Below are 1,003 nucleotides of genomic sequence, written 5' to 3'. Positions count from 1 at the left end.
CCTTTATTCTCAGTTTATGCATCGTTTATGCATAAAAAAATAAATAAAAAGAGGTATGGAATTGAGGACAGTGGAAGTGATGTCTTTCTGTTCAATAATTATTCAAAACAAGAGTTATAAGTTATACCAATAAGTTAAAAAATGTATTTGCAATTGATGATTTTTATCCTACTAAACAAAATAATCATTTAAATCAATAAATTACAAATAATCGCACCCATTTTTAATGAATACTCAGGGCAACTTTGGCCAATCAACATACATGATAACCTGTATTCTGCCATGGCGAATTTATGAGCACTTTGGTGGCGTGGATATTACACAGACTGCATCTCTGATAGCGATCAGTTACAAATTGCTGGATGAACCCACCCGCGTGAAATCTGTTGCGCGCCATTGAGGAAGCAGGAGGTCATGTTCAGGCTGGTAGCTATTTGATAAAGATTGCCTGTTGTGGGATGTGAAATTTCCGTCAAATTGTATCGTAGAGGCAGAACTGCCTGAAACCCAAGGAAACTGGAAACTTAACGGTGATAATATACCCGAAGACATGATCCACCCCGCCATCTCAGCGCGTAGAAATCGCCTGGAAATCGGCTCGGGAAATTACAGTTTTTCTTTGGGCTGGAGTCAATAAATCACTTATTGTATCCGGAACAACTTCTGCTGGTTTATTCGGGGGTTATTACTATTAACAAATTGCAATTTACAACACGATATGAAACCTGATTTCTCCCCCGCTAAGCGGGGAAAAATCACACGCATTTTAAAGTTGGATTGGTATAAATAGATTTTCATAATACTGATAGTATCAGATATTGGAGTTCCTTACCCTGCGCAGGGTAAGGAATACTCCTATCATTTTGAAACGCTATTTATATTAAATAACATATCTATTAACTTTTTTATTACAATTCATAATCTTTGGCCTTCTATTACTTGGAAGCAAATAATTTATTAATGGAAAAATAGGAAAATACGCTTATTTCAAAACTTAATAAGA

At 35.7% G+C, this 1,003-nt stretch carries 1 protein-coding gene; it reads left to right on the top strand.

The features are described from left to right. The first annotated feature begins 262 nt into the window (after positions 1-262). Entirely contained in the window at positions 263-400 is a 138-nt protein-coding gene (locus tag IQ211_RS19415) for a hypothetical protein (protein ID WP_189759317.1), read from the top strand. The last annotated feature ends 603 nt before the right edge of the window (positions 401-1,003 follow it).

This window comes from Xenorhabdus griffiniae (assembly GCF_015163655.1).
Classification (GTDB): Bacteria; Pseudomonadota; Gammaproteobacteria; order Enterobacterales; family Enterobacteriaceae; genus Xenorhabdus; species Xenorhabdus griffiniae.
This window is presented reverse-complemented; position numbering and strand designations above follow the sequence as displayed.